The following is a 24,357-nucleotide window of genomic DNA, read 5'->3' as shown; positions in this document are numbered from 1 at the left end:
GTTGAGCTAGAAGGTAACTCTGTTAGACATGTAAGATGCGCATATAGCCAGCGATATCGACTCTAAAGTTGGTCGTTTGCTCCAAATGGTCGCGCATGCCTTCTAGGGCTTCGGGCTCCCCATGAATCAAATAGATCTGCGTGCCCGCGCGGAGTTTTGATTCCTTCAGCCAATGTTCAATGTCCACGTAGTCCGCATGACCCGATAGAGCATCCATACTTTCTATGGTGGCTCGAATCGGGATCCATTCCCCGTGCAATTTCACACTAGTGGCACCGCCCACCATTTTCGCGCCCCGAGTACCACCGGATTGATAGCCGGCGAACAATACCGATGTTTTAGGGTTACCGAGCAGCTCTTTGAAATGGTGCAAAATGCGTCCCCCAGTGGCCATACCACTGCCCGCAATAATAATATGTGGGTAAGTCAGTTCGGCCAAGGCTTTGGATTCGTCAACTTCTCGAGTGTAGTGGATAGACTGACACATGTGCTTGGCTTGTACGGTAGAGAGTTTATGCAGAGCGGCGTGCTCGCAATACAGCTCAGAGACATCGATCGCCATCGGACTATCCAGATAAATAGGAATCGGCGGAATCCGACCTTCCTCCATCATACTCAGTAGCATATGTTGCAGTACCTGGGCACGGCCCACCGCAAACGATGGGATCAATAATGTGCCGCCCCGTTTGGCAGTTTGATTGACCATATTGGCCAATTGCTCATAAGGATCGTCCTGCGAATGACGACGGTCGCCATAAGTGGACTCTAGCATCAGTAGATCCAATTCTGGCAAGGGCTTAGGTGGGTAATTAAGGATGTCATCTGGGCGACCCACGTCACCAGAAAAACCAATGCGTTTGCCTTCCGCCTCGATAATGACACTGCCAGCGCCCAGAATATGCCCCGCAGGCTGCAGGTGAAAACGAATATCGCCGACCTGAACTTGCTCTTCAAATTCGATGCCTTGGAATAACGCCATCGAGGCTTCCGCGGTCGCTCTATCGTACAGTGGCTCAGGATTTTCGTGTTTACTGAGTTTATGCTTGCCGTAGAAGCGGGCGTCTTCTTCCTGTAGATGACCACTGTCGGCGAGCAGAATCTTGCACAAGTCTTTGGTGGCATGATGGGTAAAGATTGGGCCGCGATAGCCTTTTTTATACAGCACCGGCACATAACCCGAATGATCAAGATGGGCATGGGTCAGCACCACCGCGTCAAGATCATCAATGTCCAGTGGCAAGGTTTGGCGGTTGCGCTCCCTTAACCACTTATAGCCTTGGAATAACCCGCAATCCACGAGAATACGTGTGCTGTTGGTTTCCACTAAAAATTTAGAGCCTGTAACGGTTTCTGTACCACCCAGAAAGATAATCTTCATAACGGCCTCGGGCATAGTTGATAGAACGCTGATTTTTAAGCTTAATCCAATTTCAGTATTACACCCACTTATAGTGCTCTGTCTGAGTTATCCGTAAAAACACTGATCTAGCTCTATGTTCTGTGTGACGACGATGGGACGGATTTGTGCCGCCTGATATCTTGATTTGGTTTTGCTAATGTAATCTTGCAACAAACCCGTTAAGAGGTCCTTGAATGAGTGCAAAGTTTCCCACGTTAATGCAATCGGCGCGTGTTCCCTTCCTGATATTGGCGCCGGTCAGTGTGTTTTTAGGCATCAGTACTGCCTATCTCAGTACCCCCGAGATTGAATGGCTGCACATAGCGTTAGCAATAGTGGCGGCTTTATTGGCCCACATCAGCGTCAATGCGTTTAATGAATACATGGATTTTCGCTCCGGTTTGGATCTCAAAACTGAGCGTACGCCTTTTAGTGGTGGCAGTGGCGGTCTGGTGGATAATCCCAGCGCGCTTAACAGTGTTTTAGCCATGGCCTGGGTGACCTTGTTAGGTACCATCGCCATCGGTATTTACTTTGTCTACCTAAGAGGAGAAGCCTTGCTGTGGCTGGGAGCTATTGGCGTTTTGCTGGTGGTGGGCTATACCCCTTGGATTAACCGCTCGCCATTATTGTGCTGGCTAGCGCCGGGATTAGGCTTTGGTCCTGTGATGGTGTTAGGGACACATATTGCGTTAACGGGAGATCTGAATGGCTTAGCCTTGTTGGTGTCCTTGGTGCCTTTTATGTTGGCAAACAACTTGCTGCTATTGAATCAATTTCCTGACATTGATGCAGATCGTGCCAGTGGCCGTCGCCATGTACCGATTATTTACGGTAAATCGGCCAGCCTCGCCTTGTACAGTTTTGGGGTGTTGGTCGCAAGCATTGCGATTATTGCGGGGTGTGTCTTGAGTCTACTGCCTTGGCTGTCTCTGCTGGCGTTACTACCTCTGTTATTAGCGGTGACCGTGGTGCTGGGCCTAAAGCCTTTATTACGTAAAGGCTCGGCAACATGGCTACCCTACCTAGGGCGTAACGTGGTGATGACTTTGGTAACGCCGGTTATTTTAGGGGCGACCTTGTTGTTTGGTTAAGAACCTCTGGGTAATAACATCACTCGTGAATACTCTCGAAGCCCGTGATGTTAGCTAGCATCACGGGCTTTTTTATTTTTATCAGCGAGATGGTTGGTTTTCTGCTGAAAACAAATATACTGTATATATTTACAGTATATTTGAGAGGTCACAATGCGAGTGACGTATATGGGGTCAGCGGAGTCTGCTGCCTTTCTTGCTTCCCAACCGATGCAGATTCCTTTGTATGTGGAGTCCGTCTCGGCAGGTTTTCCTTCGCCAGCACAAGATTATGTTGAGCGATCTTTGGATTTGAATTCGCTGTGTATTCAGCATCCGAGTGCGACCTTCTTTGTGCGCGCTCAGGGGGATTCGATGATTGGCGTAGGGATTTATTCGGGCGATATCTTGGTGGTGGACCGCTCTTTAAGCGCTAAGCACGGTGATATTGTGATTGCCTCCTTGCATGGGGAACTCACCGTCAAAGAGTTGCAGCTCAAGCCAAATGTGCAACTGCGTCCACATAATAAAGCCTATCCAGTGATGCCTATTTCCGAGGAATCCGACTTTGAAGTGTTCGGGGTGGTGACGGGGGTAGTGCGCAGGTTACAGCGATGAGTCAGAAGGTGTTTGCCTTGGTGGATTGCAATAACTTCTATGCGAGCTGCGAGAAGTTGTTTCGCCCAGATTTGAAGCATAAGCCGGTGGTGGTGCTGTCCAATAATGATGGCTGTATCGTGGCGCGCTCGAAGGAAGTGAAAGCGTTGGGCCTTAAAATGGCCGTGCCCGTCCACCAAGCTCGAGAGCTGATCGAGCAACATCAGATTGTTTGCTTTTCCTCGAATTATGCCTTGTATGCGGATATGTCTCAGCGGGTCATGAGCCTGTTAGAAGCGGAAGCCCCGAAGATGGAAATTTACTCCATTGATGAAGCTTTTCTTGAGTTAAGTGGTGTTGAGGCGGTCGAGGATTTATTGGCATTTGGTCAACGCATTAAAGCCAAGGTCGATCAATGTACTGGCATTACCGTAGGCGTTGGTATCGCACCGACCAAGACGTTAGCCAAGCTCGCCAATCATGCGGCCAAAACCTATCCCGCTACCGGCTCTGTGGTGAATCTGATGGATCCAGCGCGCCAGCGACGCTTGATGGCTCTGGTGGATGTAGGTGAAGTCTGGGGTGTTGGGCGACGTTTGAGCAAACGTTTGCGTGAGCAGGGCATTGATACAGCCTTGGCGTTGGCAGACGCCGACCCCAAGCTTTTGCGCCGCGAGTACTCGGTGGTGCTGGAACGTACCATACGTGAATTAAATGGCATCTCCTGTTTGTCACTGGAATCGGTGCCAGCCACCAAACAGCAAATCGTTTGCAGTCGCTCTTTTGGCAAGCGCATCACCGAGAAAGCACAGCTTCAGCAAGCCATCGCGAAATACGTGACGCGAGCGGCGGAAAAGCTGCGTGCTGAGGGCTGTTTGGCCCGCGTGCTGCAAGTGTTTATCCGCACAGGTGTATTTAATGCCAAAGACCCGCAATATTGTCATGCGTTAACCGTTGAGCTGCCTTATCCAACGAACGATACCAGAGAATTTTTGCAGGCAGCGTTTAAGCTATTCGATAAGCTGTTTCGCCCAGGCTTTCGTTATGCCAAAGCGGGCGTGATGTTGACGGACTTTTATAGCCATGGAGCCTATCAAACGGACCTGTTTTACTCTGATACACAGAGCACGCAGGCAAACGCCTTAATGACGGTGATGGATCGCATCAACCAAAGTGGCCACGGGCAAGTGTTTTTTGCCGCTCAAGGTTTTTCTCCCGAATGGTCGATGAAGCGTCAATTCCTCTCGCCAGCCTACACCACCCAATGGTCTGATTTACCAAATGTACACTAGCTGTAGCAGTTAAACTCTGTGTGCTAAGGCTTGGTGAGTTGTGTTCTGCGTGCGGTTAAGAAGTCAATCAGCGCGCGGATTTTTGCCGGCATGTTTTCACGAGATGGCACATATAGGTAGAACCCAGGCACGGGCTGACACCACTCTTCTAACACGCGCACCAAGGTGCCTTCTGCTAGGTGTTGCTCAATACACAAATCCAAATGTTTCATCAGACCGACACCATTGAGAGCGGCGCGAATCATATTTTCATCATCGTTAAAGATGGCATTGCCAGCGGGCTCATAATCAAGAGCGCGGCTGAGGTCGCTATTATGACTAAAACGCCAGCGATCAATGGCGCCACTGCTGGAAAAACGATAGGCGAGACAGTTATGCGACGTGAGTTCCTCGGGAGTGCAGGGATAACCATGCTCTGCAAAATAGTCCGGTGAGGCGACTATGGTGGGGGTAATGGTTGGTGAGATCGGAATTGCAACCACTCCTTCGTCTAGGCTTTCCCCCAAGCGAATACCGACGTCCATGCCTTCGGCGATGATGCTGGAAAAGCCATCATTGATGACGATTTCAACACGTACTGAAGGGTGTTGGGCCAGAAACTGATCCAGCACAGGCACGAGTAAAAGGTTCGCAGCTACGCGCGACGTGTTAATCCGGATCATGCCACTAGGATGGTCATGGGCTTCCCGCAAGTCGGTGACGACTCTTTCAATCGAATCAAAGGCGGGCAACAAAACATCTAGGAGCTTTTGGCCTTCTTCGGTCAAGGACATGCTGCGAGTGGTGCGGTTGAGTAAGCGGACGTCTAATTGTTGTTCCAGTGACTTAACGTGCTGTGACAGAGCCGCACGAGTGATGCCTAAATGGTCCGCTGCCTTGGTAAAGCTGCCATGTCTAACGACCTGAACAAACCAGACTAAAGAGGGATAGAGAGAGGGTTCGATGGGTATATTGTTAAGCTCAGCTAAATTATGTTGATAGTTTTAGCATGTTTTTCTATTCAAGTGATACATCTACACTTCATTTCATCGGTTAAGCAAATCGAATCCAACACATTTCAGGAGCACGTACGATGAAACACGTAACTTTTAACAATTTAAACGGTGCCGGCATTACTATGGCGGCGAACCTTCACCTTCCAGAAGGTTTTGATGAGGCGAACACCTATCCTGCGATTGTGGTGACGCATCCAGGTGGCGGTGTCAAAGAACAAGCGGCTGGGCTCTACGCTAAACATATGGCGGCCAATGGCTTCATCGCCATTGCCTTTGATGCGTCTTATCAAGGCGCCAGCACTGGGGAGCCGCGTCAACTGGAAAACCCTTATGTACGCACAGAAGACATCAGTGCGGTGATTGATTATCTAACAACGCTTAACTTTGTCGACCTAGATCGTGTTGGGGCACTTGGTATCTGTGCTGGGGGCGGCTATACCGCCAACGCCATGATCAACGATCGACGCATTAAAAGTGCGGCCACGGTAAGTGCGGTAAACATTGGTCAAATGTTTCGTAATGGTTGGGAGAACACGGTCGCGGATGCCGATGCGGTGGGCTATTTAGACTTTGGGGCACAGGCGCGTACGAGTGATGCAGGCAAAGCGGAGTTGATGCAAATTCCTCTAGCACCCATGTGCAAAGAAGACGCTCCCAATGAAGAGCTGGCAGAAGCTTGGGAATACTATCATACGCCACGTTGCGCGCATCCCAATGCGCCTGGCTATGCCTTGACTCGCAACTTAAATCAGCTGGTGACATACGATGCCTACCATAAAGCGGAAGCCTTTTTGACGCAGCCTTTACTTATGATTGCGGGCACCCAAGCGGGTAGTCGCTGGATGAGTGAAGATCTAATGCAGCGTGCGGCATCCAGCGATAAGCAATTGATTCTGATCGAAGGGGCCAATCACATGTCGTTGTATGACATCCCGCAATACGTTGATCAAGCGGTGGCACAGCTTGCGCCATTCTTCCAGCGTACTTTGAGCTAATTCTCTCTGGGGTGTTCAGTGCGCCCCAGCATTTCATTTTGAAGAGGAGTTTCCCCATGACGACTATCGCGATGAGCGAAATCGTGCCGTTTTTAAAAGGCCACTTATAAACCTATCGATATATTCGATTAAGGACAATCGAGTTATCCGATTTCAAATAAGTAAGTGACAAGCCCTAAATCATTGGCGCTTAAGCATTTAAGTACAGAATGTGCTTATTGAGGCTAATTTTATTTGCATAGTTACATATCTAGCGGTCATTTTTAGGGCTTTTTGTCTTTATATCGTGACCATTTTTTGCCAGTTCGCATTGAATGGGCGCAAATTTTGACCAGTATCCATGATTGGTGCTTGAAGCCCGAATTTAGACGCTTTCAAGGGGTTAAGGGAAGCATTTGGGAACGCATTTTTGCGCTCTTTTTTTATTTTTTCTGAGCGCTAATATTCATTACATCGAAACGCGAAACACATTTCGCGACCTGCTTTAAAACTTTATTTAAATTTTTAGAGACCCTTGAAAGGAGGCTCACCATGAAAAAACTAATCGCTATCACATCTGCTGTATTGGCTACTGCTGCACTATCAACTTCAGCACTAGCAGACAACATCAATGATGATCTACACCGAGCTGAAGCGCGTTACCAAGCATTAGCGGCGCAAGCGGAAGCAAAAGGCTACCAAGTGGACGAGCTATACAGCCAGCCAATGACAACATCGCAAAAACTGGACGTGGTTGCTGAAAAACGCGCTGAGCTACAAGACGTGTTGAATGGTCTAAATTCAGCTAACTAAGCGTCATGTAAACCTTCCGCTACATCGGAATGATTTGAACAGATTAACGAATTGAAAGGTGAATAGTATGAACTTTAAAACTCCAGCATTGATTGCCGCTCTAACACTGGCTGCTTCAGCGTCGTTTGCATCGGGTGCAGATAATATTCAAGACGACTATTTTGATGCACAAGCACAAGCCAAAGCTTTGTCAGCTCAACTTGCAGCGATGGGCGTTGAGTCAAACCCAACGGTAGAGTTCAATTCACCTGCAACCCTGTCTCAGAAGCTTGATGCTTACCAAGATAAAGTGGCAGAGCTACAAGGCCAATTCGATACAGTGCGCGCGGCAAACTAAGCACAGCACGTTAGCTAACAACAAAGCCCCAGTGAGGTTTCCTCTCTGGGGCTTTGTTGTTTGTGGAATAAAAAGCTGTCACAAATATTTCATGAATTCTTTTAGGTGACAGATTTTCATTATCTAATGCTGATATAAGAGTTTGTTATTCATATTCGACTAATGTATGCGTGAAAATGTATTGGAACCTTGTTGTCTTGGTTCGTATAAGTAATTAAAAGGAAAGATATTCGTTTTAAGGTTTTATTGTTAATGCTTTTGCCATTAGAAATAACTTTAAAGAATAGTGGATCAATTGTTCAGGTGCTGTCGTAATACTAACAGGCGTCTACTATTGATATGAGGCGCGAGGTTAAACGTACTTGAGTTCTTGAAAGATTTACTATGTTAACCAGAGACTTTGAAAGGAGGCTCACCATGAAAAAACTAGCCGCAATCGCATCTGCTGTCGTAATGGCTTCAGCTATGTCAACAGCAGCTATCGCTGATAATATCTCCGACGATTTTCGTGCAGCGGAAGCGAGCTACAATTCTCTATCTGCGCAACTTGAAACTATGGGCTATGAAGCTGGCGAGCTTGATCTAGGCTATGCCATGACACCATCACAAAAACTTCAAGCAGTCCAAGAACAGAACAAAGAGTTACAAGGTGTGTTTGATGACCTTCACTCTGCAAACTAGCTGAGTGGCGGAGGAGAACGTCGATTTAATGTATGATCAAAGTAGCCCTCAGGATGAGTAAGAACCCCGATGCGATGTCGGGGTTTTTTTTACCTTAAGATGGCTCAATCACGGCTTCCGTAGGATTGGATACGCCGTTACCCATCGGGTTAAACACAGGACTCTCAAGGATGATCTGCTCTAGACGGCGTGTGGCTTCATTCACCTTAGGCGACATCATCAAGGTCATATCGGTCTCAGGCAAGGGTGGTAGCTCATGACCAATAATGGCGAGATCATCCTCGACCGTATGTTGAGCGATAATGGCCACGCCAATACCGGCCCGCACTGCGGCTAGCACTCCCATACGGCTTTGGCTAGTAAAGGCGATGCGATAGGGAATACCCACCGAATCCAGCGCTTCACAGGCATAACGACGATGGATACAGCCTTCATCAAATACAACCAGCGGTAAAACCGGTTGGGTGTGTACAAAATGGTCTTTGCCACGAACCCACACTAACTGATCGCGGCGCAAGCGTAGACCGCCTTCGGTACCAGCTTTCATCTCCAACAGCGCAATGTCCAAACGACCGCGTTCAATCATGTCGATCAAATGTTCTGGACGATAATCGCAGATGGCTTCCAATTCCGCTTCAGGGTAGCTCAAGATGAACTCTTGCAGGATAGGTGCTAAAGCACGGCTAGCGTATTGATCATGGGTGCCTAGCCGTACCACACCGCCGATATCCATATTTTGAAACGAGCCGACGATTTGATCGTGCAGGTTTAGCAATTGCTGTGCATGACTCTTTAACAGGGTGCCGACAGCGGTTAAACGTACCCCATGCTGGCCTCGTTCCATAAGCGGATTGGCCACCAATTCTTCCAAGCGGTTCAACTGCATACTCACCGTAGACGGGGCCTTGTGGAGCTGTTTCGCGGCTTCTGTCAGGTTTAAGGTGTCGGCCACGACCATAAAGGTGCGCAGCAAATTGATCGGTAAATCACGCATAATTCAGATTTCAAAACTATTGAACGAAGAGTTGAATATTTATCGATTTACTGAAGAAAGGCAAGCTCTTAGGATACGCAGATTCCCCCACAAGGGTCCAATCTACCGCTCTGAAAGTATAAGGAGTGACCTATGCGTATGCCAATTACCTTTGGCTTTAGTCAAATTGTTAGCAATGGCTTTGGCCTGTATTTATTCGCTGCACTGGTGCCCTTGATGCAAAGCAGTATCGATATTAGCCCTTGGTTTCTTGCGATTATCGGTGCCAGTACTCAAGTTGCGTATTTGTCAGGTGCCATGCTAGTTGGCACCTATGGGCAACGCTTTGATTCAGGCAAGGTGCTAATGACGTCGATGGTCATCACCAGTGCTATGTTGTTCAGCATCGCTTGGTACAGTAATCAAATCGTGATCTTAGGGGCGTTAGTGGTACTGGCGATGAATGCGGCCATTTGTTGGGGCTGTATTGTGGAATTGGTAACGCGCTATGGTTTAGTGGGGCGAACGGCCACCAATTTAGCTTTTATTGCCAGTGGCAGTGCATGGGGCTACGGCGTCAATGGTGTATTAATTTTACTGTTTATCCCGCTATTTGGCTGGCGCAGTGCTTGGGCATTGGGTGGTGTGTTAGGCATTCTGGCGCTGGCGACAATTTTTGTTTTGCTAAAACGCTTGCAGACGAGCGAAGAAACACAGCGTGTACCAGGTGATGTTTTAGCGATGGGGGTTAAGCAGCTATTGCGTACGGTTGTCAAAGAGCGACCAGCGTTTTTGTCTTGCTTGATTTTCTTTTCTGTAGGCTTTGCCACCATTCCTTTTACAACTTGGCTAAACTTGTACTTAGCAGAGCTTTCTTTGCCAAGCGCATTGGGCGGTTACACATGGAGCATGATCGGTTTGTCAGGCATGGTGTCGGGTCTATTGGCCGGTAAGCTGTCTGACTACAAGGGACACGGCATTGCCTTATTGGTAATGTTCTTGGGGTTTGCCTTGTGTATCAGTGCGTTTACCTACGATCCAAGTCGTTTTGTGTTGGTGGCGGGCTTTGGTTACGGCTTAATGTATTTCGCGATTTGGGGCGTGATCTCCGGTTGGTTAAACAAGCAGTACAGCTCAAAAGTCACCATGCAGATTAATGGCATTGGCATGGTGGTGTTCGGAACGGGCGGTGCGCTAGGGAATTTGCTGGCGGGTGCGATTCAAGAATTCACTGGCAGTCTCGCAATGATGTATAGCTTGATTGCCGTGATCAGTGTGTTGTTGGCGATTTTGGCTGCCTACATTTACATGACTGAACGTGCACCAGATGAGCCACTGGTGGGAGCTTTTTAACCAGAGTGAGAAGCTGATTGCTCAGGATTCAATAAATCTGAACGTAGATATCAATACTTTTCGTTTTATCGAATTGTGAAGTGGGGATATGATGCTCTCATCAACTACATGGGTAGTTCAGCTTCAACTCTAATAAAAATAAGCGTTGCGAATAGGAGTGTGCTCTATGCGATTGGCAATCACCTTTGGTTTTAACCAAGTTATCAGTCACGGCTTTGGCCTATTCTTGTTCGCTGCATTGGTGCCGCTAATGCAACAGTCTATTGATATCACCAGTTGGCATCTAGCCACTATTGGTGCGCTGACGCAGTTAGCCTATCTCGCTGGGGCAATGCTACTGGGCGTGATTGGTCATCGTTTAGATTCTGGTAAATTGTTATTGGGTTCTGGTCTGCTCACCAGTGCCTTACTATTTACCATGGCTTGGTTAAATGACCCTCTTATCATCACTTTGGTATTAACAGTGATGGCCTTCAGTGCGGCGTTTTGTTGGGGGGGGATTGTGGAAATGACCACCTGCTATGGTCGTGCGGATCGTACCTCAACTAACTTATCGATTGCGGCCAGCGGTACCGCTTGGGGGTACAGCTTTAACGGTCTTGTTATTCTTCTTATCGTGCCAATGTTTGGCTGGCGTAGTGGTTGGATCGCGGCGGCGGTATTTGGGGTAGTGGTGTTGCTGGTAACATTACAGTTATTGAAAAGCCTAAAACGCAACAATGAAAACGCCAATATTAATGTGGAATTGTTGGTACCAAGCTCTGCCATGAGCTCAGCTCAATTATTCAAGACCGTATTTACTGAGCGTACAGCGTTTCTATCTTGCTTAGTGTTGTTGCTAGTCGGTCTATCTACCATGACATTTTCAACTTGGTTGAACGTGTTCCTCGCGCAACTTGAATTGCCGGCCTCATTAGGTGGTTACACTTGGAGTGTCATTGGTATTACGGGCATGATCGCTGGATTTGTGGTGGGCAAGTTAGCGGACCAAAAGGGGCATGGCTTGGCCTTGGTTGCTATCTTTGGAGCCTTTGCCATCGGTTTAGCGGCCTTTACTTACGATCCAGCAAAATTCGTGCTGTTGGCAGGGATTGGCTACGGCCTAATGTATTTTCCGATTTGGGGGATTATTGCCGGCTGGGTAAGCAAGCAATATAGCTCAAAAGCTACGATGCAAATCAATGGCATTGGCATGGTTACCTTTGGGCTGGGTGGGGCGCTTGGTAACCTCATGGCTGGCTTTATCAATGATGCCACAGGCAGTTTGATTAATGTGTATTGGCTCATCACAGCGGTAAGTGGTGTGTTACTTGTGCTAGCTGGTTACATTTACTTGAGCGGCAGACATCCTGCGAATGGTAAGCCATTGGTTGGGGCGCATTAACGCCTGAAGAAATGTATCAGTAAGTAAGCGTTCTTAGCCAGACAGAACGCAATTAAAAGCCCCGTTAAGGTCTTTCCTTAACGGGGCTTTTACTATCTGGTGCTAGTATTGAACGTTAATTATCGACTTAACGCTGCGTAGGCCACCATAAAGGCGCCTTCTTGGAAGGCTCTTAGACCTGTCGCAGAGAAGTCGATTGGCAGTGGGTTATCTTTGATGATTTCTTTCATAGTGGCATTGTTGATCAGTTCGACGTTTAAATCAGGGATCAACTGAATCGCGGCTTCCATCTTAAAGCCTACTGCACCGCCAGCGAACTTGCCTTTGGTTGGGCGCTCACGAATGATGACTTGCTTGACTTTATAATCTTCAAACAGCTTCTTCATGGTAAATTGGAATTTACGCATGGCTTCCGCATCATTTGGATGAACTAAAGAGTGGCGTACTTGGCGGCAGTCTGGCAGTTGGAAAAAACCATCATCTTTTGAAAGTAGGCAAAGGATAACTTCGCTGCCTTTGATTTCGATACCACATGTGATCATAAGAAAAGAGTCCTAGCTGAGTGTCTGGGGCGCATTATCGCACATCCATCACAATCATACAGTGTCAGTATTAAAAGCGGGTTATGAGCGTTTCACGCAGACAAAAATAGCGTTGCCTGTTTGTCCTTCCCAAGGCACTAACTTGTCGTAGTCATGCTCAAAAATAAACACTTCAAAATGCTTTTCTAACAGAGTTTTAAGTTCTGGGAATTCCACTGCAACCATCGGATGGCTGTCTTGCCACACTTCCACCTGATCGCCAGTAGTTTTTTGAATACTTAAGCGTAAACGCTGCTCAGAGCCTTGGCCTTCGTAAAACCAACCTGAACGAAAGTCAAAACGACTGCCGTCCTGTTCGGCGGAGTGTGCCGTAGAAGAGTGGTTATCGATCAGGCGCTTGTCCACCGAGTTAAAGCAAAATACTCCACCGCTGGTCAGAGCGTTATTGACCGCTTCCAAGCAGGCTTCAAGCGGGGTAATGTCACCACAGTAGTGAATCGAGTACAGAAAGCAGGTGATCAAGTCTACTGGCTGTTCCAGGGTAAAGGAGCACATGTTTTGTAGGCTGAAAGTGGCTTCTGGGCAGCGGATCTGTGCTTTATCGAGCATTGGTTGGTTTAAATCCAACCCTTGGCTTTGATATCCAGCATCGAGAAAGTGGCGGATGTGTGGCCCTGTGCCACAGGCGATATCGAGATGCTGACGTCCTGCGTTACCAAAGATCTGGTCGAGACGCATGGTACAATCACTTTGCGCTTGATAATTGATGTCGGCGCACATGAGATCATAGTAGGCTGACAAGTCAGTGTATAAAACAGTTTCGGACATGATGTCAGCTCTGCAAAAATAAAAGGCGCGACATACTAGCTTCGAATGGCTTGGAAAGCCATAAAAGTTGTCGAGAATCCTGTTGATGTCGGCTTTTATGTAATGGTTATTTTATAGGTGTTAGATTGTTTTTGGTTTTTGGTCAAGTTGTTATATCTAATAAATATTGACCTATATCATGATAGTCCGTCAATTTAATAAGGAATAGTTATAATTATAGCGTGGAGGGATCCGACTTGGGTGTGACCCTTTAGGCATCAACACAGATAAGCGTCAGACTCTTGGAGTTCGCGGGCACTTTGTCCGCAATCAAAATGACGCAATCCGCTATGAAGTACGTTTATCCTATTTGCAAGCTGTATGCTTAGCGATCGCGGGCTATCTGACTTGGCCAGTGATGCCGTTCCAAGTTCAGGGTGTGGACATGTGTCATATATAGAGGGGGGCCAAATGATGGCTACACCAATAGCATATGACGATTCAGGCAGCTACCTGGTCGAGGAGGACGAAATTTTACGTGTGAACAGTCCGGTGAGTGGCGTGTTGGGCAATGACACGGATGCCGACAACGATGCTCTCGCCGCAAGCGTTCTCACAAATCCTAAAAACCCACTGTTTGATTTCAAGACTAACGGTACGTTTATATACGATGCCCGTTATCATGGAATTCTTTACATCGACACTGATGGTGATCCAACACTGAGTAATTTTGCTGATGCGGAATTTACGCTGTTGAATGGTTTTGACTCACTAGCAGAAGGCGCGGTGGTCTATGATACCTTCACCTACGAAGCCAATGATGGTCAAGATGGCGACGAGGCGACCGTCACTGTGATGATTACCGGTGTCAATGATGATCCAGATGCGGTGAATGATGCCGCGACTGTACAGCAGGACGCTTCAGATCTTGATCAAGAGAGCATTGTCATTGATGTTCTAGAGAATGATACGGATGTGGACATCTGGCCTGAGCCTGACAAGAACGGCTTCATGATTGTTGGAATCTCCGATATTGCTGATGACACGGGACCTGCTGGTGGTTCTGATGGTGATGCAAGCGGGGGGTATGCAATGATCACCACCGACACGGGGGGGACGGTTGAGGTCATTAATGGCGAGCTCAAATACACCGCGCTCGATGGTTTCTTCGGCATCGACACATTTGAATATACCGTCAGTGACCCTTATGGCGGTATGGACACTGCGGTGGTGCGTGTTACCGTGCTGCCAGACAATGACGACCCAGTTGCCAATGACGACGTCCGATATGTAGACGAGGATGACGGAGAAACGTCTCTGGCTTCGGTACTGGGTAATGATACCGACAGCGATGATGCGCCTTTGATCGCGGCCGAGTTATCCAGCCCATTAAGAAGAGTTGACGATCAAGGTAACACTATCGGTGGTAATACAGGCGTTCTTGCCGATTTTAACAGCGATGGGACATTCGATTACGATCCAAATGGTGAGTTCGAAAATCTTGGGGTCGGTGACACGGCCTATGTGGCGTTCGATTACAAAGCCTATGACGGTCATGGCGCCTCAGATACCGCTACAGTAACGATTGAAATTGCTGGTGAGAACGATAATCCGACTGGGGTGGCTCCCGATGTGGTGCAGGTCTATGAGGCAGGTTTGGTCGGTGGTAGTCAGGATGATCCAGATGATACAGGGATCCCAGTAGTACAAGACATCGATATTACAATTGATGATGTCGATGATTCGGACACACCATTTGTAGCGGGTACAACCGGTGGTAGCCTGACAACGTTAAATGGTACCTACGGTACGCTCGAATTTTTTGACGACGACACGGTACGTTACACATTAACCTCTAATGCTGATCATGCTGCGGTGCAGGGACACAATGGCGGCATCTATGATGACTTCACTGTCTATGTAGTGGACGAGCATGGTGGCTATTCAGACGGTCTGACCGTAAGCGTTGAAATCATCGATGATACCAACTTCCTAGTGCAGGTTCCGATCAATGATGATGTGGAATTCGATGCACTGAACACCCTTGATGATAAAACCGTTAACTATGTGAAAAATGCTTACGTTAGCGATACTTTCACCTTGTATGCGGGTGCTGATGGACAGATGTTGCAGCTTGTTGGTCTGCCCAACGATTTCTCGCTCAATGATGGTCGTGTCATTGAGTCGGAATACTACACTGGTCCAAATGGTGAAGATGCTGTAAGAGGGGTCTATGACTTCTACGACGAAGTACTAGATGAAATAGTTCAGAAGACTTTCTATACGCTGACGATTGACTCTGACCCTAATGATGACGGCGATGAGACCCCTGAGGGGTCCTACACGCTAACGGTCTTTGAGAATCCGCTTAAGGTCAATAATCCAATCGACTTCTCATCAGTCAGTGCCGGTGGGCCGGTAGAGAACCTAGTGGTCGAAGATATTGAGTTCAGTGGTTTCTTCTTTGCTGGGGCAGACCTTGATGACTTGGTCGATGCTGTCGAAAATGGGACATTGATAGACTTGGGCGAAGGTGATGGTTCAGACGATATTAACCCAAACAACGCGGGTGGTATTGGTATCGGTAACGGTAATATCGATGAGCTTGAGTTGTTGGAAATTGATGTAACGGGCTCTTCTGGGGACATCACAGGTATCGTACTGGATCTACAAGGGGTCGGTGGTGGTGTCGCCGATAATCCTGATGTAATTTACGTAGTCGTTGATGAGGGGGTAGTAGTTGATTTTGGCTACGTCAATACAACCAATATCAATGTTAAAGGTGGTGAAACCATTACCATAGAACCTGATTTGGAAGAGGGTGAGGAGATTGATCAGATCTACATTGCGATCGATCCTGAAGACATTGACTTTAACGATAAGGTGCGTATTAACAAGATCGAAACCATCGAGCAACAGTTAACCGACGACTATGTGCTGCATTTCGCAATGGCTTCGACCGATGGGGATGGGGACCAATCTCCTTATGATGCAGGGTCTGAGGAAATAGATGCTGTCGAGTTTGAGGTCACTATTAATGGTATCACTGAGGTGGTAGTAGACAATGGCATCAATCTCGACTCTGGTTATGCACTTATCTAATAGGTGAGCAAAATCGAGCAGTTCGATCGCTTCTATGTTTTATAAAAGGCACTTTCAGTTGTTTGAAAGTGCCTTTTCTTTTAGGTGGATTTTGCATACATAAGACAGAGGTCGGTTTGCAAGTTGGGTATAAAAGAGTTTCAGACATAGCCTTTGCTCTGTCACAATAAAAGCACGCTGAATGCCTTAGAAAGAGATAAAGGCTGACAAAAATCCCGTTGTAAGAGGTCCCTATGTTTATTGCCATGAACCGTTTTAAGATCAAACTAGGCTGCGAGCAAGACTTTATCGATATCTGGAAAGGTCGTGATTCCTACCTAAACGAAGTGCCTGGTTTCCAATCCTTTAATTTATTACAGGGTTCGACCAATGAGGAGTTCACGCTATTTTCGTCTCATGCTGTATGGGAATCCCGTGAGGCGTTTGAGGCTTGGACCAAATCAGAAGCGTTCCGTAAAGCTCATGCTAACGCCGGTAGTCGCCGTGATATCTATATGGGACATCCGCAATTAGAGTGTTTTGAAGCTGTCATCTAAGACGCTTAAAGTGCATACAGTAACGATGAATGGATGAAGGTTTCAGAATGAAAATCGCAGTATTTTGTGGCTCAAGCAGTGGTAACGATCCTCGCTTTGTCGAAAGCACCAAGGCGTTAGGTAAATACTTTGCAGAGCAAGGTGTGGAGCTTGTTTATGGTGGTGGCAACGTTGGCCTGATGGGCACCATCGCCGATGCCGTGTTAGAGCATGGCGGTAAAGTCTATGGCGCTATTCCTGAGTATTTGAAAAGCAAAGAAATTGCCCACCCCAACTTAACAGAATTGCATGTCGTCAAAGATATGCATGAGCGTAAAGCCAAAATGGCCGAGTTAGCGGATGCCTTCGTCGCGCTTCCTGGTGGAATAGGGACCTTAGAAGAAATCTTTGAAGTGTGGACCTGGGCGCAGCTTGGCCATCATAACAAACCTTGTGCATTCTATAATGTGGCGGGGTTCTACGATCCTTTGTTTAGCATGGTTGAGCAAATGCGTGATGCCGGATTTGTGCGCCCGCAGTACATCGATATGCTGATTAACACGGATCAAGCCGAAACATTGCTAGACGCTATTCGCCACTATCAAGCGCCCGATCGTAAGTGGCGCTAAATACGTAAAAGCAGAGTGCGGACGGTTATTCCGCATTCTGTATACATTTCCCCGTCCTGTTAATAGAAAAGCGCTTAAAACCACACATTAAAACAGAAAGTTACCGTTTTTTTGTTGTTCAGTATTTCATCTTTCCCGTATGATTTTTAATCAAATAGAATTTTAGCTATCTTGCTGATAAGTTAGCTTAAGCCATCGTGCTGATAGAGTAGAAAATCGTGAAAGATGAGAATGTGCTAGCGCGCTACTTCGCTGTGCTAGATACCTTGCCAGACCATGTTTTTGTGTTTTCTGAAAATGGAGAATACTTGGATGTGTATGGTGGGGAAGAGAATGCTACCGGATTTGATTGCAAGCCGTTCATTGGTAAGCGATTACATGATGTTATGCCAGCAGAGCTGGCAGACGGTTTTCTCGCGCACATTACCAAGGCCATCACGACTGGTGAAACCCAGTACGTAAAGTATAAATTCGATGAGGACAACACGATTGAGCTGCCTCATGGACTGATCTTGCCAAAAGAGCTTTGGTTTGAAGGGGTAATTAAATGCTTGCCGATTGATGAAAATGGCAAGCGAGTGGTGCTTTGGAATGCTAAAAATATTACCAAACAACACTATTTGGAAATGGAGTTGAAACACTTATCCGAAGTGGATGAGTTAACCGGAGTCTACAACCGCCGTTCTTTTACCAAACTGCTACAAGCCGCCATCGATACCTATCGAAATCAACAGGGAACGTTTTCTCTGATTATGTTTGATATCGATTACTTCAAGCGAGTGAACGATACCCTAGGCCATGGTATGGGGGATGAAGTCATTCGCCATGTGGTCAATACTTTCCGTGCTGGGTTGCATGAAACCATGTCAGTAGGACGTGTTGGCGGGGAAGAGTTTGCCATTCTGGTACCCCATATGAACGCTGCGCAGACCCTAGCATTGTCGGAAACGCTGCGAACCAAACTGTTTGAAACCCCTTGTGAAACCGACCTATACGAAATTCACGTCACCGCAAGTCTCGGTGTGACAGAAGTCTGCGAGGATGATTGCAATACTCTGGGCCTGATTTCGAGGGCGGATGAGGCCATGTATGAATCTAAGAGAAATGGCCGCAACCAAAGCTGCATTTTTGAGCCTTCTGTCAAAGAAGAATGGGCTGAGGTCGTTGAAACCTCTTGGATAAAAATCAGAGACTTATAAGCCTTACCTTTTGTCTATTCACTTCTGCCGAAGCTGAGTCGTTAGCAGGCAAAATATTGCGCATCGACTAAGGCTTGTTGAGCCTTGAAATAGTTATCAATATGCACCGAAATCAAGCTCAACAGCTCATCTTGAAATTCCACCACAAAGACCACTGCAAAAGCGATAACAAATAAATAGACAGGCCAGCGTTTTAGCGGGCTTGGCTGTTTGTGTAATTCGGCATCAGAGCGGTGGTTTAAGGGGGGCATAAAACTCTTATATGTGTAGTGGCGCGTTATCAAGGATATATCAAGGAAGCGTATTAAAGTATCCCCAGCAATTCTATCCGATCAACAAAACGACATAATTCTAGAGTAAAATTTACAAACACTTACGCTACTAGCTTTAGTGTAATGCAGTGTAAATTAAATTAACTCATCATAGGTAATAATCATGCGTTTTAGCCATAAAATTGTTGCGGCGTCGACAGTGCTGCTGTTGCTGACCGTTGGCTTACTAAGCGTACAACAATTAATGACTGTTCGTAGTGAAGTAGAAGGATTGGTTTCCACGAGCTTAAAAGAGATGGTAAATGGTGTGCAAAATACCATTTCCTCTGAGATGAATAACAAAAAGGCACTGGCTTATACGATTGCTGAAACAATCGAAATTGCCCCCAACGATCGCGATTACGTAAAGCGAGTTCTGGAAGAGAAGACGTTTAAGAAAAGTTTCCTAGGCGCTGGGATGGGCTACCAAGCAGATGGTGTCATTCTTGAAAACGTGGACGATTGGGTGCCAGCTTCTGACTACGATCCACGTCAGCGTCCTTGGTTTAACTTAAATAAAACCAAAGGCCAGCAAGCCATTACTGAACCCTATTTGGATATGGCCTCCGGTAAAATCGTAATTTCGGTGGTGAACCCCGTCTACGATGGCAACACCTTTGTCGGCACGTCTTTCTACGATATGGATCTGGGTGGTTTATCGGATCTCGTGAACTCGATTAATCTATTCGATTCGGGTTATCTATTTATCGTCACCAAAGAAGGCACGGCGATCGCCCATCCAAACACCAGCAACAATGGTAAGAAATTTGCCGATATCCTACCTGATGCACGCTTAGTGGCCGGCAACCAAACGGTCGACATGGACGGAAACTCTTACATCGTTAATATCACCGCAGACAAGAATGAAGGCTGGTATATTGTGGCTGTGATCGATGAGAGCAAAGCCTACGCAGCGCTTGGCTCATTGCGTAATAACGCGATTATTTTTACCGTGATTGGCTTGGTGATCAGCTTGATTGTCTTGACCTTTATGATCAAAGGTCTATTGCTGCCATTAGACAGTCTGAATCGTGCGATTCAGGATGTTTCTGCGGGTAAGGGTGATCTCACCAAACGTATTACGGTGAGTAAAACACCTGAATTTGCCAGTCTTGCGACGGGCTTTAATACCTTCACGCAGAGCCTACAAACTCAGATTCAGCAGCTTAAACAGCTGAGTGATGAAATTGTAGAGAGTGGTAACGAGACGGTTCAAGACTCGAAGAAATCCGCTGATGCGACGCGTAAGCAAATGCATGAGCTGGATCTACTGGCCACCGCGATTCATGAAATGGCCATGACGGCTAATGAAGTGGCACAAAGTGCGCAACATGCTTCTGAAGCGGCGCAAGATGTGGATCGCAACACCATCGAAGGCTCGAATATTGTCAGTGAAACAGCAAATTCAATTGGCAGCTTAGCGGCTCGTATTGAACAAGCGGTACAGCAAGTACAAGAACTTGAGACCGCTACTTCTAACATCGAAACCATTCTAAGTGTGATCAACGATATCGCCGATCAGACGAACTTGTTGGCCTTGAATGCAGCGATTGAAGCAGCACGCGCCGGTGAAAGTGGTCGTGGTTTTGCAGTCGTGGCGGATGAAGTGCGTACCTTGGCGCAGCGTACCCAAGAATCGACCACCGAAATTCGCAATATGATTGAGCAGCTCCAGTATGGTTCGGCTGCCGTTTCTAATGCCATGAATGAAAGTCGTGCCACGGCAGCGCAAGCAGTGGAGAAAGCTAAGTTTGCCGACGAAGCGCTGCGTAACATCAGTGTGGCGATTGAACGTATTAGTGATATGAACATTCAGATTGCTTCCTCTGCCCAAGAACAAAGCCATGTGGCAGAAGACATCAGCAGCAATGCGGTCAAGATCAAAGATCTGTCCGTTGAAGTATCCGGTTTAGCGGAGTCTTCTAGTGCGGCGATGGAAAAACAGCGTTCTAGTACCAATGCTCAGAAAGAGCTGCTGGATCGCTTTGTTGTTTAATCAAGGTTCTTAACAATACTTAAGAAAGCCAAGCTTTCCCAAAAAACGCCTCAATTGAGGCGTTTTTTTATGCGAATATAACCCCTCAATCTAAGGCAACGGTGAGGAGTGAAACGTGATTCGTGAAATGACGCGATCTGACTTTGAGGCTTTTTGGCCAACTTTTTCTAGTGTGATCAAGGCGCAAGAAACCTATGCTTACCGTCCTGATATGACTCAGGAAGAGTCCTATCAAATTTGGTGTCAGCTGCCGGCTAAGACCTTTGTCTGGGAAGAGGCGGGCGAGATTTTAGGCTCCTACTACATCAAGGCCAATGCTATGGGGCCAGGGGATCATATTTGTAACTGCGGCTACATGGTGAGCGAGGCGGCGCGTGGCAAAGGGCTCGCGACCAAACTGTGCGACCATTCGCAACAGGTGGCGCGAGAGCTGGGCTTCTTAGGTATGCAATTTAATGCGGTGGTGTCGACCAATAAGGTCGCGGTGGCCCTGTGGCAAAAGTTGGGTTTTGCGATTTTGGGCACGGTGCCTAATGCTTACCGTCATAGCAAGCTCGGCTTGGTGGACTGCCATATTATGTATAAAGCGTTGCGTTAATCACTGGCGATTCACCATACCATCATTCTACATGAACTGTCATATTGACGTGAGAATATGGCAGTTGCGTGGACAGTTGTGCATGCTATTACCTTATTCTTATTGGAGGATAAGGTAAGCCTGTGTGGGAATTGTTCAATGTCTCTCAGTGACTTTTATACATCGACTCAATGTTGTGGCGCTTAATAAAATTACTGGTTTGTGATTTAACTCTATAAAAATCATTCGGTTAAGATTGACTGAATGGTTCTGTTTTACCTTTCAAATATTCCTGCTTGTTCTTTTATGATGAAGCTTGCGATTTGTTGGCTTCCGTGCTCATCAAGTACTTTGTAGTTTTATGCAAAATCTAAAGAGGATTAGGCACGAAAAACTGGCGTTTTACTTCTACTATATAAACACTGCTTAAAACCATTAAGCACGATTATTAGAAAATAACTGGGAGTAGAAAGTTTATGAAAACCGTAGGCTATGCAGCACACGATTCTGGCGCAAACATGGTGCCTTACCACTTTGAACGTCGTGAACTACGTAACAACGATGTAGCAATCGAAATTCTATACTCAGGTGTTTGTCACTCAGACCTACACACGGTAAACGGCGACTGGGGTCCACAGCCTTACCCGCTAGTGCCTGGCCACGAAATCGTGGGTGTGGTGACATCTATCGGTTCTGATGTAACAAAATACAAAGTGGGCGACCAAGTAGCCGTAGGTTGTATGGTTGACAGCTGTCAAGAATGTGACCAGTGTCATAACCACGAAGAGCAATTCTGCCGTAACGGTATGACGCCAACTTACGGTGCACCAGATCGCATCAGCGGTGAAATCACGCAAGGTGGCTACTCTAAGCACATCGTTGTACGTGAAGAGTTTGTACTAAGCGTACCAGCGGGTATGGATCTGTCTAAATCTGCGCCTATCCTTTGTGCGGGTATTACGACTTACTCACCACTACGTACTTGGGGCGTGAAACAAGGCTCTCGCGTAGGTGTGATCGGTCTAGGTGGTCTTGGTCACATGGCGGTTAAACTTGCAGTAGCCATGGGCGCTGAAGTTACCGTAATCAGCCGTTCTAACAAGAAAGAAGCCGATGCCAAAGCATTGGGTGCGAAGGGCATCCTAGCGTCTTCTGACGCTGCAGCGATGGCCGCAGCGGCGAGCTCTCTTGATCTAATCATCGACACAGTGCCTGCAAAACACGATCTAAATATCTACACACCACTACTAGACATCGACGGTTCTCTAGTGATCGTGGGTCAAATCGGTCCAGTTGAAGAGCCAATGACTTGGCCTCTAGTGGCAGGTCGTCGTCGTGTGGCTGGTTCTTTGATCGGTGGTATCAAAGAGACTCAAGAGGTTCTAGATTTCTGTGCTGAGCACAACATCTACCCAGAATGTGAAATGATCAACATTGATCAAATCAACGACGCATTCGATCGTATGGCTAAAGGTGACATGGCGCACCGTATCGTAATCGATATGGCTTCTCTAAGCGCTTAATCCCTTAAAGCGTACCCGATCAGAGCGGCGGCGGGCCCGTCGCTGCTCTTCTTAATCCCAAATCTTAATGTTGGCAAAGCTGCTTTGTAAAAAGTGGTAATGGCGCCTCCTTGCCTGCAGAAAATGTCATTAACAGTGAGGAACATCATGAGCACACAACCTATTCGCGTTGGTTTTATTGGTCTTAATCCTGATAGTCATTGGGCTGCAATGGCACATATCCCAGCTCTGGCATCATTAGCTGATGAATTTAAAGTGGTGGGAGTGGCGAACTCTACCCCTGAAAGTAGTCAACGTACGGCAGACGCTTTAAATCTGCCCCATGCCTTTGCCACACCACAAGAGTTAGTTCAGTCCGATGAGATTGATCTAGTGGTGGTCACCGTTAAAGTGCCGTACCACTACGAACTGATCACAGCGGCGTTGCAAGCAGGCAAACACGTACACAGTGAGTGGCCGCTAGGTAATGGTTTAGAAGAAGCGAAAAAGTTAACCGCGTTGGCAGAAGAGAAAGGTGTGGTGACAACGATCGGTACGCAAATGCGCACCGCGCCAGAGCTACAGTACTTAGCGAGCTTGGTTAAAGACGGTTATGTGGGGCAAGTCTTGTCATCATCTCTGATTGGCTCGGGTGCTAACTGGGGCACACAAACCAATGCAGAATTGACCTACCTAGAAGACAAGACGAATGGTGCGACCATGTTGACCATTCCATTTGCGCACACCTTAGCGGGTGTGCAAGATGTGCTTGGGGAGTTCGCAGACGTTTCGGGGCGCTTGCTCACTCGCCGTCAAAGTGTACACGTCACGGATACTGGTGAAGACATTGAGCGAACTGCGGCGGACCAAATCCTGGTTCACGCCCAGTTGGCCAGTGGCGCGGCGTTTTCGGCCCATTATCGTGGTGGCATGTGCCGCGGTACGAATTTCTTCTGGGAAATTAACGGCACCGAAGGGGACATCCAAGTTCGCGGTAACATTGGTCACGGTCAATTCTGTGATCTGAAAATCTTTGCTGCCAAGGGCGATGAGCAAGAACTGCAACCACTGAAAGTGCCAGCAGAACTGTACCAAGGTCTGCCGGAACAACTTATCCCGCGTAATGTGGCAGGCATTTACAAGCTGGTTGCACAGGATATCCGCACCGGTTCAAAAACAGCCCCAAGTTTCGCGGATGCATTGAAACTGCATGAGCTATTGGCGGCGATTGGCGAAGGCTAATCCAGCGTTTCTAGTTCCGTTGCCGATGACCGCTTTTTGTCTAGCGGTCATCGGCGGCGACTAG

23 protein-coding genes are annotated in these 24,357 nt (G+C 47.3%); 17 read left to right on the top strand and 6 right to left on the bottom strand.

Features of this window, described 5'->3' with window-relative positions:
* Positions 1-22 precede the first annotated feature (22 nt).
* The gene (locus ACOSVP_RS05315; RefSeq protein WP_487346450.1) at positions 23-1,378 is read right to left on the bottom strand and encodes an MBL fold metallo-hydrolase RNA specificity domain-containing protein; all 1,356 of its coding nucleotides are present in this window, start codon (positions 1,376-1,378) and stop codon (positions 23-25) included.
* A 215-nt stretch (positions 1,379-1,593) separates the two neighbouring features.
* Here ACOSVP_RS05315 and ACOSVP_RS05310 point away from each other — a divergent pair, with 215 nt between their 5' ends.
* The 3 genes from ACOSVP_RS05310 (at position 1,594) to umuC (ending at position 4,361) form a co-directional block, all read left to right on the top strand.
* Entirely contained in the window at positions 1,594-2,493 is a 900-nt protein-coding gene (locus tag ACOSVP_RS05310; protein ID WP_487346449.1) for a prenyltransferase, read from the top strand.
* Positions 2,494-2,646: 153 nt separating this feature from the next.
* Positions 2,647-3,090, top strand: a complete 444-nt coding sequence (gene umuD / locus ACOSVP_RS05305; protein ID WP_487346448.1) for a translesion error-prone DNA polymerase V autoproteolytic subunit — start codon at positions 2,647-2,649, stop codon at positions 3,088-3,090.
* Positions 3,087-4,361 (top strand): translesion error-prone DNA polymerase V subunit UmuC, encoded by a 1,275-nt coding sequence (gene umuC / locus ACOSVP_RS05300; RefSeq protein ID WP_487346447.1) that lies wholly within the window; start codon positions 3,087-3,089, stop codon positions 4,359-4,361. Before umuD ends, umuC begins: the two co-directional genes overlap by 4 nt.
* Before the next feature lie 23 nt (positions 4,362-4,384).
* Here umuC and ACOSVP_RS05295 read toward each other — a convergent pair whose 3' ends face one another.
* Positions 4,385-5,305 carry a LysR family transcriptional regulator gene (locus ACOSVP_RS05295; protein ID WP_487346740.1) on the bottom strand — a complete coding sequence of 307 codons (921 nt, stop codon included), beginning with the start codon at positions 5,303-5,305 and terminating at the stop codon, positions 4,385-4,387.
* 128 nt (positions 5,306-5,433) lie between these two features.
* Here ACOSVP_RS05295 and ACOSVP_RS05290 point away from each other — a divergent pair, with 128 nt between their 5' ends.
* The 4 genes from ACOSVP_RS05290 (at position 5,434) to ACOSVP_RS05275 (ending at position 8,161) form a co-directional block, all read left to right on the top strand.
* Complete coding sequence (locus ACOSVP_RS05290; RefSeq protein WP_487346446.1) at positions 5,434-6,351, top strand: alpha/beta hydrolase; 918 nt, start codon at positions 5,434-5,436, stop codon at positions 6,349-6,351.
* Positions 6,352-6,882: 531 nt separating this feature from the next.
* Positions 6,883-7,143 (top strand): hypothetical protein, encoded by a 261-nt coding sequence (locus ACOSVP_RS05285; RefSeq protein WP_487346445.1) that lies wholly within the window; start codon positions 6,883-6,885, stop codon positions 7,141-7,143.
* Positions 7,144-7,210: 67 nt separating this feature from the next.
* Positions 7,211-7,480, top strand: coding sequence for a hypothetical protein (locus ACOSVP_RS05280; protein WP_487346444.1), 270 nt, complete (start codon positions 7,211-7,213; stop codon positions 7,478-7,480).
* A gap of 417 nt (positions 7,481-7,897) precedes the next feature.
* Entirely contained in the window at positions 7,898-8,161 is a 264-nt protein-coding gene (locus ACOSVP_RS05275) for a hypothetical protein (protein ID WP_487346443.1), read from the top strand.
* Positions 8,162-8,255: 94 nt separating this feature from the next.
* Here the strand turns inward: ACOSVP_RS05275 and ACOSVP_RS05270 are convergent, their stop codons facing one another.
* Entirely contained in the window at positions 8,256-9,155 is a 900-nt protein-coding gene (locus ACOSVP_RS05270; protein WP_487346442.1) for a LysR substrate-binding domain-containing protein, read from the bottom strand.
* Positions 9,156-9,287: 132 nt separating this feature from the next.
* Between ACOSVP_RS05270 and ACOSVP_RS05265 the strand changes: the two genes are divergently transcribed.
* A complete protein-coding gene (locus ACOSVP_RS05265) occupies positions 9,288-10,487 on the top strand; it encodes an MFS transporter (RefSeq protein WP_487346441.1) in 1,200 nt (399 codons plus the stop codon).
* Between the two features lie 166 nt (positions 10,488-10,653).
* Positions 10,654-11,871 carry an MFS transporter gene (locus tag ACOSVP_RS05260; protein WP_487346440.1) on the top strand — a complete coding sequence of 406 codons (1,218 nt, stop codon included), beginning with the start codon at positions 10,654-10,656 and terminating at the stop codon, positions 11,869-11,871.
* A 119-nt stretch (positions 11,872-11,990) separates the two neighbouring features.
* Here the strand turns inward: ACOSVP_RS05260 and ACOSVP_RS05255 are convergent, their stop codons facing one another.
* Together ACOSVP_RS05255 and ACOSVP_RS05250 are read right to left on the bottom strand one after the other, a co-directional pair.
* On the bottom strand, positions 11,991-12,413 hold the full coding sequence (locus ACOSVP_RS05255; RefSeq protein ID WP_487346439.1) for a DUF3010 family protein: 423 nt from the start codon (positions 12,411-12,413) through the stop codon (positions 11,991-11,993).
* A gap of 81 nt (positions 12,414-12,494) precedes the next feature.
* Positions 12,495-13,241 (bottom strand): class I SAM-dependent DNA methyltransferase, encoded by a 747-nt coding sequence (locus tag ACOSVP_RS05250; RefSeq protein WP_487346438.1) that lies wholly within the window; start codon positions 13,239-13,241, stop codon positions 12,495-12,497.
* Between the two features lie 450 nt (positions 13,242-13,691).
* Between ACOSVP_RS05250 and ACOSVP_RS05245 the strand changes: the two genes are divergently transcribed.
* From ACOSVP_RS05245 to ACOSVP_RS05230, 4 genes are all read left to right on the top strand, one after another.
* Entirely contained in the window at positions 13,692-16,322 is a 2,631-nt protein-coding gene (locus ACOSVP_RS05245) for an Ig-like domain-containing protein (protein ID WP_487346437.1), read from the top strand.
* Between the two features lie 233 nt (positions 16,323-16,555).
* The gene (gene hmuQ, locus ACOSVP_RS05240) at positions 16,556-16,858 is read left to right on the top strand and encodes a heme-degrading protein HmuQ (RefSeq protein WP_487346436.1); all 303 of its coding nucleotides are present in this window, start codon (positions 16,556-16,558) and stop codon (positions 16,856-16,858) included.
* A 47-nt stretch (positions 16,859-16,905) separates the two neighbouring features.
* Complete coding sequence (locus ACOSVP_RS05235; RefSeq protein WP_487346435.1) at positions 16,906-17,466, top strand: LOG family protein; 561 nt, start codon at positions 16,906-16,908, stop codon at positions 17,464-17,466.
* A 218-nt stretch (positions 17,467-17,684) separates the two neighbouring features.
* Positions 17,685-18,665 (top strand): GGDEF domain-containing protein, encoded by a 981-nt coding sequence (locus ACOSVP_RS05230; protein ID WP_487346434.1) that lies wholly within the window; start codon positions 17,685-17,687, stop codon positions 18,663-18,665.
* 41 nt (positions 18,666-18,706) lie between these two features.
* On the opposite strand, the gene ACOSVP_RS05225 is transcribed toward ACOSVP_RS05230, so the two are convergent.
* Positions 18,707-18,916: a hypothetical protein gene (locus tag ACOSVP_RS05225; RefSeq protein ID WP_487346433.1), complete on the bottom strand. Its 210-nt coding sequence runs from the start codon at positions 18,914-18,916 to the stop codon at positions 18,707-18,709.
* Positions 18,917-19,100: 184 nt separating this feature from the next.
* Between ACOSVP_RS05225 and ACOSVP_RS05220 the strand changes: the two genes are divergently transcribed.
* The 4 genes from ACOSVP_RS05220 (at position 19,101) to ACOSVP_RS05205 (ending at position 24,293) form a co-directional block, all read left to right on the top strand.
* Complete coding sequence (locus ACOSVP_RS05220) at positions 19,101-20,972, top strand: methyl-accepting chemotaxis protein (protein ID WP_487346432.1); 1,872 nt, start codon at positions 19,101-19,103, stop codon at positions 20,970-20,972.
* A 115-nt stretch (positions 20,973-21,087) separates the two neighbouring features.
* On the top strand, positions 21,088-21,570 hold the full coding sequence (locus ACOSVP_RS05215; RefSeq protein ID WP_487346431.1) for an N-acetyltransferase family protein: 483 nt from the start codon (positions 21,088-21,090) through the stop codon (positions 21,568-21,570).
* A 455-nt stretch (positions 21,571-22,025) separates the two neighbouring features.
* A complete protein-coding gene (locus ACOSVP_RS05210; protein ID WP_487346430.1) occupies positions 22,026-23,072 on the top strand; it encodes an NAD(P)-dependent alcohol dehydrogenase in 1,047 nt (348 codons plus the stop codon).
* A 147-nt stretch (positions 23,073-23,219) separates the two neighbouring features.
* Entirely contained in the window at positions 23,220-24,293 is a 1,074-nt protein-coding gene (locus ACOSVP_RS05205; protein WP_487346429.1) for a Gfo/Idh/MocA family protein, read from the top strand.
* Positions 24,294-24,357 lie beyond the last annotated feature (64 nt).

The organism is Marinomonas sp. HM11-D (genome assembly GCF_057626615.1).
Note: the sequence above shows the minus strand (reverse complement) of the source record. Positions and strands in the feature narration are given on the sequence as shown.

Coding starts and splice junctions, on each gene's coding strand:
- ACOSVP_RS05310 (WP_487346449.1), top strand. CDS start 1,594: ATGAGTGCAAAGTTTCCCACGTTAATGCAATCGGCGCGTGTTCCCTTC.
- ACOSVP_RS05250 (WP_487346438.1), bottom strand. CDS start 13,241: ATGTCCGAAACTGTTTTATACACTGACTTGTCAGCCTACTATGATCTC.
- umuD (WP_487346448.1), top strand. CDS start 2,647: ATGCGAGTGACGTATATGGGGTCAGCGGAGTCTGCTGCCTTTCTTGCT.
- ACOSVP_RS05270 (WP_487346442.1), bottom strand. CDS start 9,155: ATGCGTGATTTACCGATCAATTTGCTGCGCACCTTTATGGTCGTGGCC.
- ACOSVP_RS05225 (WP_487346433.1), bottom strand. CDS start 18,916: ATGCCCCCCTTAAACCACCGCTCTGATGCCGAATTACACAAACAGCCA.
- ACOSVP_RS05235 (WP_487346435.1), top strand. CDS start 16,906: ATGAAAATCGCAGTATTTTGTGGCTCAAGCAGTGGTAACGATCCTCGC.
- ACOSVP_RS05260 (WP_487346440.1), top strand. CDS start 10,654: ATGCGATTGGCAATCACCTTTGGTTTTAACCAAGTTATCAGTCACGGC.
- ACOSVP_RS05285 (WP_487346445.1), top strand. CDS start 6,883: ATGAAAAAACTAATCGCTATCACATCTGCTGTATTGGCTACTGCTGCA.
- ACOSVP_RS05220 (WP_487346432.1), top strand. CDS start 19,101: ATGCGTTTTAGCCATAAAATTGTTGCGGCGTCGACAGTGCTGCTGTTG.
- ACOSVP_RS05245 (WP_487346437.1), top strand. CDS start 13,692: ATGATGGCTACACCAATAGCATATGACGATTCAGGCAGCTACCTGGTC.
- ACOSVP_RS05210 (WP_487346430.1), top strand. CDS start 22,026: ATGAAAACCGTAGGCTATGCAGCACACGATTCTGGCGCAAACATGGTG.
- ACOSVP_RS05280 (WP_487346444.1), top strand. CDS start 7,211: ATGAACTTTAAAACTCCAGCATTGATTGCCGCTCTAACACTGGCTGCT.
- hmuQ (WP_487346436.1), top strand. CDS start 16,556: ATGTTTATTGCCATGAACCGTTTTAAGATCAAACTAGGCTGCGAGCAA.
- ACOSVP_RS05290 (WP_487346446.1), top strand. CDS start 5,434: ATGAAACACGTAACTTTTAACAATTTAAACGGTGCCGGCATTACTATG.
- ACOSVP_RS05205 (WP_487346429.1), top strand. CDS start 23,220: ATGAGCACACAACCTATTCGCGTTGGTTTTATTGGTCTTAATCCTGAT.
- umuC (WP_487346447.1), top strand. CDS start 3,087: ATGAGTCAGAAGGTGTTTGCCTTGGTGGATTGCAATAACTTCTATGCG.
- ACOSVP_RS05315 (WP_487346450.1), bottom strand. CDS start 1,378: ATGAAGATTATCTTTCTGGGTGGTACAGAAACCGTTACAGGCTCTAAA.
- ACOSVP_RS05265 (WP_487346441.1), top strand. CDS start 9,288: ATGCGTATGCCAATTACCTTTGGCTTTAGTCAAATTGTTAGCAATGGC.
- ACOSVP_RS05255 (WP_487346439.1), bottom strand. CDS start 12,413: ATGATCACATGTGGTATCGAAATCAAAGGCAGCGAAGTTATCCTTTGC.
- ACOSVP_RS05275 (WP_487346443.1), top strand. CDS start 7,898: ATGAAAAAACTAGCCGCAATCGCATCTGCTGTCGTAATGGCTTCAGCT.